Source organism: Bacillus sp. 7884-1, assembly GCF_002272245.1.
GTDB lineage: Bacteria > Bacillota > Bacilli > Bacillales > Cytobacillaceae > Neobacillus.
The window spans coordinates 1-8,876 of record NZ_NPDD01000194.1; the positions used below are offsets into that span (position 1 = coordinate 1).

7 protein-coding genes are annotated in these 8,876 nt (G+C 39.8%); all 7 read right to left on the minus strand.

Annotated features, from left to right (window positions below; genetic code table 11):
- The coding region (locus CHI06_RS21640; protein ID WP_142300996.1) for a PIN/TRAM domain-containing protein at nt 1-1,090 on the minus strand (1,090 nt) is incomplete at its 3' end.
- A gap of 184 nt (nt 1,091-1,274) precedes the next feature.
- Nucleotides 1,275-2,348 (minus strand): DNA integrity scanning diadenylate cyclase DisA, encoded by a 1,074-nt coding sequence (gene disA, locus CHI06_RS21645; protein WP_095250647.1) that lies wholly within the window; start codon nt 2,346-2,348, stop codon nt 1,275-1,277.
- A gap of 3 nt (nt 2,349-2,351) precedes the next feature.
- Nucleotides 2,352-3,734, minus strand: a complete 1,383-nt coding sequence (gene radA, locus CHI06_RS21650) for a DNA repair protein RadA (protein ID WP_095250648.1) — start codon at nt 3,732-3,734, stop codon at nt 2,352-2,354.
- Nucleotides 3,735-3,824: 90 nt separating this feature from the next.
- On the minus strand, nt 3,825-6,266 hold the full coding sequence (gene clpC, locus CHI06_RS21655; protein ID WP_095250649.1) for an ATP-dependent protease ATP-binding subunit ClpC: 2,442 nt from the start codon (nt 6,264-6,266) through the stop codon (nt 3,825-3,827).
- Nucleotides 6,267-6,279: 13 nt separating this feature from the next.
- Nucleotides 6,280-7,353: a protein arginine kinase gene (locus CHI06_RS21660; RefSeq protein WP_095250650.1), complete on the minus strand. Its 1,074-nt coding sequence runs from the start codon at nt 7,351-7,353 to the stop codon at nt 6,280-6,282.
- A 1-nt stretch (nt 7,354) separates the two neighbouring features.
- Nucleotides 7,355-7,903, minus strand: coding sequence for a UvrB/UvrC motif-containing protein (locus CHI06_RS21665; RefSeq protein ID WP_095250651.1), 549 nt, complete (start codon nt 7,901-7,903; stop codon nt 7,355-7,357).
- A gap of 30 nt (nt 7,904-7,933) precedes the next feature.
- On the minus strand, nt 7,934-8,395 hold the full coding sequence (locus CHI06_RS21670; RefSeq protein WP_095250652.1) for a CtsR family transcriptional regulator: 462 nt from the start codon (nt 8,393-8,395) through the stop codon (nt 7,934-7,936).
- Between the last annotated feature and the right edge of the window lie 481 nt (nt 8,396-8,876).

Sequence of the window (8,876 nt, forward strand, 5' to 3'; positions counted from 1 at the left end):
AACCTAGTGCGCTTTTTTCCAGTAACTTTGGTTTTGCAAATATCATTCTTCCTGCTGATGTCTGAAGAACACTCGTAACCAGAACATCTATTCTCTTTCCGATATATTCTCTGCCCTCTTCCACTACAATCATCGTTCCATCATCAAGATAGGCTACACCTTGGTGATATTCCTTACCATCCTTAATCACCTGTACGGCTAACTCCTCACCAGGCAATACCACTGGTTTAACTGCATTGGCTAAATCATTAATATTTAATACAGAAACGTTCTGTAATTCACATACTTTATTAAGATTAAAGTCATTCGTAACAAGCATGCCATTCGTGATTTTAGCTAGTTTCACCAGCTTGCTGTCGACTTCTTGAATTTCATCAAAATCGCCTTCATAAATTTCTACTTTAATCGCAAGTTCCTTTTGAATTCGATTTAAAATATCCAAGCCCCGTCTCCCGCGGTTTCGCTTTAACACATCAGATGAATCAGCAATATGCTGTAATTCCTCTAGTACAAAGCGAGGAATGACAATCGTTCCTTCTAAAAATCCTGTTTGGCAAATATCTGCTACGCGGCCATCAATAATTACACTCGTATCGAGGATCTTTAGTGATTGTCCCTCAGACTTTTCCGCATCCTCTTCACCGGACTTCTTCTTCCCGCGGCTGCCAAAGAGATTTAATAACTCATCCCTTTTCTTAAATCCAACCTGAAATCCTAGGTATCCAAATAATAATGTCAGCAAAATAGGAGCGACAGCATTAAGAATAGGTACTTGAACGGCATTTAGAGCAAAACCAATTAAAAAGGCAACTAATAAACCAAAAATTAATCCTATACTGCCAAAAATCACATCTGTTACAGGGATTTTCACCAGTGAATCTTCCGCCCATTTAATAAACTCCAGTACATAATCTACTGCCCAAAAAGTAATAAGATAGAAAATAATTGCACCTATAATAGCCGTTGCATATGAGTTACTGATTATTGGAATGTCATCAAATTTTATTAATTTTAGTAATTGCGGGATCAATAATATTCCAAGCGTACCTCCGGTAATGAGAAAACATGCTTGCACAATACGTTTTAACATTCCTTCACCTCCTCTACTCATTATAAACATATTCCCAAAAATGAAACCTTTGTTTATTGATTATTTTTAGCAAACGGTAAGTTTTAAAACCTGAAAATAAACTTTATATATTTTTATTCATAGGGTAGCACTGGGAAAAATCTCTGTCAATCAATTGTAAATATGCTGTTTATCTATATAAACTCTATATTTGACGTTCCGTATATAATCGCTCTTTGATTAATTTTAAGCCTTCTTTAATTTTTTTTGCACGGATTTCGCCAATTCCCTCCACATCATCTAATTCTTCAACAGTGGCTGAAATAATTTTTGAAAACCCGCCAAAGCTTGTAATGATATTTTCAATGATAACAATAGGCAGGCGGGGGATTTTATTAAGTATCCGATAACCTCTTGGTTGTTTATTTTCATCTAGGGGTGTATAACCTTGATAACCCATTAATTTCAAGATGGCGATATCCTCTAATGCCCCATTGCTCGTTAAAACCTGCATTCGTTTGAGGACTTCCCTCGCCTTGACATTGCGATCAAACGAATAATCCTTGATGATATTAGATGTCTCTTCTTCTAAATCTGTCAAAATTTCATTCATCTGCAGGCGAATAAGCCTGCCCTCTGTACCTAATTCATTTAAGTAGGTTATAAGTTCATTTTTAATTTTAAGAACCATTTCAAATCGGTGAAGGACCAGAAGAAAATCATTAAAGGTAACAGATTCTTCAAACTCTAGGATACTTAAACTGGCAATACTCCGCCCAAGTACTTCTTTATACTTTTCGAGCATTTGAATGGCCTGATTCGCCTTCGTTAAGATCACAGATATATCTTTAAGCGCATAACGAAAATTCCCTTGATATAGGGTTATCACGTTTCTCCTTTGAGAAATAGCTATAACAAGTGCCTTCGTCTGCCTAGCCACTCTTTCAGCAGTTCGATGCCGCATCCCTGTTTCCGAAGCAGTAATTTCAGAGTCCGGAACCAGTTGGGCATTCGCAATAAGTATAGTATTACCTAGTTCATTAAGGATGATTGCACCGTCCATTTTTGCTAACTCATAAAGGTAACTTGGCGAAAATGGGCAATTTATTTGAAAACCGCCATCTACAATACTTTTGACCTTATCATTGTAACCAACAACAATAAGCCCGCCTGTATTCGCCCTTAATACATTATCAATTCCTTCACGAATTGGTGTACCAGGTGCAAGAAATTGTAAAACTTCACTTACGGTTTGTTCACCCAGCTTTCTATTATCCATGTATTACACTCCCAACGCTGCTTTTAAAGCTTCAGCTACAGTGGACACGCCGATGAGTTCTACACCTTTCGGACCTTGCCAGCCGCTTAAATTATTGGCAGGCAGTATAACCCGTTCAAAACCCAGCTTCGCGGCTTCCTGCACTCGCTGTTCAATTCTAGAGACACGTCTTACTTCTCCCGTTAATCCCACCTCGCCAATAATACAATCCGTTGCTCTTGTTGGTTTGTCACGGAAGCTTGAAGCAATACTTACGGCAATCGCTAAATCAATGGCTGGTTCATCCAGCTTGACTCCCCCTGCCACCTTAAGATAGGCATCTTGATTTTGAAGTAATAACCCCATTCTCTTTTCTAAGACTGCCATTAATAAAGGAACTCGATTATGATCAATCCCTGTTGCCATTCTCCTTGGATTTCCAAAGCTTGTCGGAGAAATTAGAGCTTGGATTTCTACAAGTACTGGACGGGTGCCTTCCATTGAGGCGACCACCGTTGATCCAGCAGCACCTTGCGATCTCTCTTCGAGGAAAATTTCTGAAGGATTTGCCACTTCATCAAGTCCAAATTCTTTCATTTCAAAAATACCCATTTCATTGGTTGATCCAAAACGATTCTTTACTGCCCGTAGAATCCGGTAGGTATGGTGCCTTTCTCCTTCAAAGTAGAGTACGGTATCTACCATATGCTCAAGCAGCCTTGGTCCTGCAATAGAACCTTCTTTTGTTACATGACCAACAATAAAAATTGCGATACCCTTTGTTTTCCCTATTCTCATTAATTCAGAGGTACACTCGCGAACCTGTGAAACACTCCCAGGCGCAGAGGTTACTTCCGGATGAAAAACAGTTTGAATTGAATCAATTATAACAAAGCTTGGATTAGTCTCTTCGATGGTTCGATTGATTTCTTCCAAATTGGTCTCCGAATAGACGAGGAGATTCTCAGATTTTATCCCAAGTCTTTCAGCACGAAGCTTCGTCTGCCTCAAAGATTCCTCACCGGATATGTATAAGACCTGATTCCCTTTATTCGCAAGCTGTGATGATACCTGTAACAACAGCGTTGATTTTCCAATACCAGGATCTCCACCGATTAATACCAGCGATCCCTTTACCACTCCGCCGCCTAACACACGATTTAGCTCATTCATATCAGTAAGAATCCTCGGTTCAGTCAATGTTTCAATAGCTGTAATAGGTGTCGGTTTAGATAATAGTGTAGACCCACCTTGAGAATGAGCGAAGGCTCCTCTACGATTCCCGCCAGTTACCTCAACTTCCTCCACCATTTTGTTCCATGCTCCGCAGCCTGGACATTTTCCCATCCACTTCGGAGATTCATACCCACAGTCCTGACACATAAACTTCGTCTTTCGCTTTGCCATATCTATCTACTCCTGACTATAAATACAAAAAGAGGTACACGGTCAAACTAGTATCGTGTACCTCTTTTAGTTGTTCTGAAAAAAATCGGTTTATTTAGCTAGAGGCGTTTTTTCAGCCGTTTTAACTAAGAATTCACCATTATCAACATCAATTATAACATGCTGACCTGTTAATACTGTACCTCTTAACAGCTCTTCAGAGAGACGGTCTTCAATATGCTTTTGAATAGCCCTGCGTAATGGACGTGCACCGTACTCTGGATCGTAGCCCTCTATAGAGATTTTACCCTTTGCGGCATCCGTTAATTCTAGAGAAATATGCTGCTCTTTTAGACGTTTTACCAGTTGATCAGACAACAGTGTAACAATTTCTTCTAAATGCTTTCTCTCTAATGCATGGAAGACAATAATTTCATCAATACGGTTTAAGAATTCTGGACGGAAGGCTTTTTTCAATTCTTCCATGACCTTGCCCTTCATATCCTTATAATTCTGTTCTCCATCTTGAATATTAAAGCCAACATACTTGTTACGTTTTAATGCTTCTGCTCCCACGTTTGAAGTCAAAATGAGCACTGTATTACGGAAATCGACAGTTCTGCCTTTAGAATCCGTCAAGCGGCCATCTTCAAGGACTTGCAATAATATATTAAACACATCAGGATGTGCCTTTTCAATTTCATCAAGCAGAATTACAGAGTATGGCTTTCTTCTTACCTTTTCAGTTAGTTGGCCGCCTTCTTCATATCCAACATATCCTGGAGGAGATCCAACCAAACGAGAAGTAGAATGCTTCTCCATATATTCAGACATATCGATGCGAATCATAGCATCCTCATCACCAAACATCGCCTCAGCAAGCGCCCTAGCTAATTCGGTTTTCCCTACACCAGTAGGACCAAGGAAAACAAAAGAGCCAATTGGACGTTTTGGATCCTTTAAGCCTGCTCTTGCCCGGCGTACTGCTTTTGACACAGCCTTAACCGCTTCCTCCTGCCCAATTACACGGGAATGTAAGAGTTCTTCTAAATTAAGCAATTTTGTCGTTTCTGTTTGAGCAAGCTTCGAGACAGGAATTCCCGTCCAGCTTGAAACCACACTTGCAATATCCTCAACGGTAACCTCACTATTTTCTTTTCCTTGCTTTTCTTTCCACGTTTTCTTAGTCTCTTCTAGCTGCTCACGAAGACGCTGTTCTGTATCTCTTAGAGAGGCAGCCTTCTCAAACTCTTGGCTCTGAACTGCCGCATCCTTTTCTTTACGGACCTCTTCAAGCTTCACTTCTAACTCTTTTAAATTTGGAGGCGTCGTATAAGAACGTAAGCGAACCTTTGAACCTGCTTCATCAATTAAGTCAATCGCTTTATCTGGAAGGAAACGGTCAGAAATATAGCGATCAGACAACTTTACAGCTGCTTCAATTGCCTCGTCTGTAATGGAAACGCGGTGATGGGCTTCATAACGATCACGAAGACCTTCTAATATCCGGACGGACTCTTCAGCCGTTGGTTCATCTACACGGATTGGCTGGAAGCGTCGTTCTAACGCAGCATCTTTTTCAATATATTTTCGATATTCATCAAGAGTGGTTGCACCGATACATTGTAACTCTCCACGGGCAAGGGATGGTTTTAAGATGTTTGAAGCGTCAATAGCGCCTTCTGCTCCCCCTGCTCCAATTAATGTGTGTAACTCATCAATAAAGAGAATGATATTACCCGCTTGGCGGATTTCATCCATTACCTTTTTTAAACGATCTTCAAATTCACCACGATATTTAGTACCAGCTACTACTGTTCCCATATCTAAAGTCATAACCCGCTTATCACGGAGTATTTCTGGAACTTCATTATTCACAATTTGCTGTGCAAGACCTTCAGCAATCGCTGTTTTACCTACACCTGGTTCACCAATTAATACTGGGTTGTTTTTTGTACGGCGGCTTAATACCTCTATAACCCGCTGGATTTCCTTGCTTCTTCCAATAACCGGATCTAAACTTCCTTCTCTAGCAATTGCAGTCAGATCTCTAGCAAGGCTGTCAAGGGTTGGAGTATTCGCACTTACAGAAGCCCCTCCCTGGTGCCCGCCTGACTCATTACTGCCTAGTAATTGCAATACCTGTTGACGTGCTTTATTTAAGCTTACTCCAAGATTATTTAGAACTCTTGCAGCAACACCTTCTCCTTCACGAATTAGGCCGAGCAGGATATGCTCAGTTCCAACATAGGAATGTCCTAATTTTCGTGCTTCATCCATTGATAATTCGATTACCTTTTTTGCCCTTGGGGTATAGTGAATCGTTTGGGAAGCTTCCTGCCCTTTCCCGATTAACGATTCTACTTCCTTTTGGATTTTTTCTGCACCTAATCCAAGCCCATAAAGTGCTTTGGCAGCAATGCCTTCTCCCTCACGGACTAAACCTAGTAGGATATGCTCAGTCCCAATATTGTTGTGTCCAAGTCTGATTGCTTCCTCTTGTGCTAAAGCTAATACCTTCTGAGCTCTTTCAGTAAAACGGCCGAACATCATATTCCATTCCTCCTCACCTTTTATCTTGCTCCATTTTTAGTCGCTCTCGAATTAAAGCTGCTCGTCTTATATCTCTTTCATTTGCTCTTAAATGCCCGCCCGCATACTGCTGCAGGAAACCAGGCTGTGTTAATATCATTAATTCATTTAATATATTCTTAGGCAAATGATCAATATAACCCATATCAATTCCTAGGCGAACATCAGATAGGCATTTTGCAGCCTCTTTTGTTTCAATAATCCTGCAATTGGATAATACACCATAAGATCGAAACACTCTGTCTTCTAATTGTATGTTCGAAGTTTTGCGTAATGCTTCACGAGCGGACCTTTCTTGTGAAATTAACTGACTTACTACACCTTTAAGGTCACGACAGATATCTTCTTCAGATTTTCCTAGAGTAATTTGATTGGAGATTTGAAATATATTTCCGAGCGCTTCACTCCCCTCGCCATAGATTCCTCTAACAACTAATCCCAGTTGGTTAATAGCTGGAATGATACGATTGATTTGCTGGGTCAAGATTAGGCCCGGCAAATGCATCATGACAGATGCCCGAAGACCCGTACCCACATTTGTGGGGCAGCTTGTTAGATAACCGTGTTTTTCATCGAACCCAAAGTGAATGTGGCTTTCAAGCCAATCATCTACCTCATTCGCTGCCTCCAACGCCTCCGTTAGCTGAAGTCCAGGAAACAAACATTGAATACGGATGTGGTCCTCTTCATTTATCATAATACTAACTTCTTCGTTTTCGGTTAATAGAACGGCTCCATATGGTGAATCTTCTGCTAAATTAGGGCTAACCAAATGCTTTTCTACTAAAACCCTTTTTTGAAGAGGCTGTATTTCATCAATTTTTAGTAGTTCCATTTGTCCAAACTTTGTGAAATTTGATTCTTGCAGTATATCTTCCATTTTTTTAATAATGGACTTTGCTTCTTCGTGTGAAAATAATGTTGGAAATTTAAAGTTTTCAAAGTTTCGGGCTAAACGGATTCGGGAACTAAGGACAATATCTGAATCAGGTCCCTCCTCGCTCATCCACGAGCTGACTGCTTGATTGATAAAGCGTTCAAGCGACACGTTATTCCCCTCCCTTACTGCTGCCTGGTAAGCCTTTTTCGAGTGTACGAATTTCATCCCGAATCTGAGCAGCCTTTTCAAATTCCTCTTGTTGAATTAACTCTTTTAATTCACTTTTAAGATTTTCGACTTGCTTTTTAAGGTGAATACCTCCACCGATTCTCTTTGGTATTTTACCGCTATGGGACCAATTACCACTATGAAGCCGCTTTAAGACCGGCGGCAGCTGTTCCTTAAAGGTTTCATAGCAATGTGCACATCCGAAACGCCCCACTTTAATAAATTGTGGAAACGTCATCGAACAACCACTACACTGAAGAACTTCTTCCTGATGAAAGGTATTTTGATTTTGCTTTTGAACAGTCGAATCGATATTTAATAAACCTGCTAATAGGTTATTAAAGGTAAAGCCGGATCCTCCTGTAAACATGAACATCTCGCCCTTTTCTTGGGCACATTTTTCACAAAGATTTACTTCGGTTTTTTCACCGTTGATGATCTTTGTAAAATGGAGTGCAGCAGGTCTTTGATTACATTCCTGGCAAATCATCTTTCATTTCACCTCTCTAGCTGGTATATATTATTTATATTTCAATGATGTTAACATCGCTTTCAACATTCTTGCTCTTAATTCATCTCGGAATGGAAGATCAATATAAAGGACAGAACGATCAATAACACTAAGCATTATTTTTGCTTCTCGTTTTGTGATTATCTCCTCATGTACAAGTCTATAGATAACATCTTCTGCCGTAGATTGTGCAATACGATTATCAAAGAGTGACAGCAAATGATCAATTAGGTCAACTAAATCATGGGACTGAACCTTCATGATTCGGATGTACCCGCCTCCTCCACGTTTACTTTCTACGATATATCCTCGTTCAATGGTAAAGCGCGTATTAATGACGTAATTGATTTGTGATGGGACACATTGAAATTTGTCAGCTATTTCACTTCGCTTTATTTCAACATGCTCCTGCTCACTCATTTCTAACACTTGCTTCAAATACCTTTCAATAATATCGGAGATGTTTCTCATCTTCGCACCCCCTGACTTTGACTATATTTGACTTTAATTATACTGAAAATTTTATGTAGTTGCAAACAACATGCTACTAATGATTTTCTCCATATTTCGCAGGTGTGAAACCTGTTAAATTTGTTTTTAGGAAATTAGTTGGGTTGGATAGTACCTAAATAGGGGCTTTGGTTACCCTGAGTGCTAGAAAGTTTGTGCGGAGGGAATCAAAATGATGTTTTGGTTACCTTAGTTATGGAAAAGTCCGGGGAGAGGGAATCAAAACTGGGTTTTGGTTACCTTGTGTACCAAAAATCCTTTGATGAAGGAATCAACGAGTGGTTTTGATTCCTCTTTTTATAAAAAAGGCCGCTTCAAGGGATTCACTTTGGAGAATTACCCAAAGGTTGAAAATGAAATATTCGTTACCGTTTTCTTTAAAAGTACCACCGCAGTGAGATTATTGTCCTTTCGGACAATACAAAAAGCACAACCCTATTAA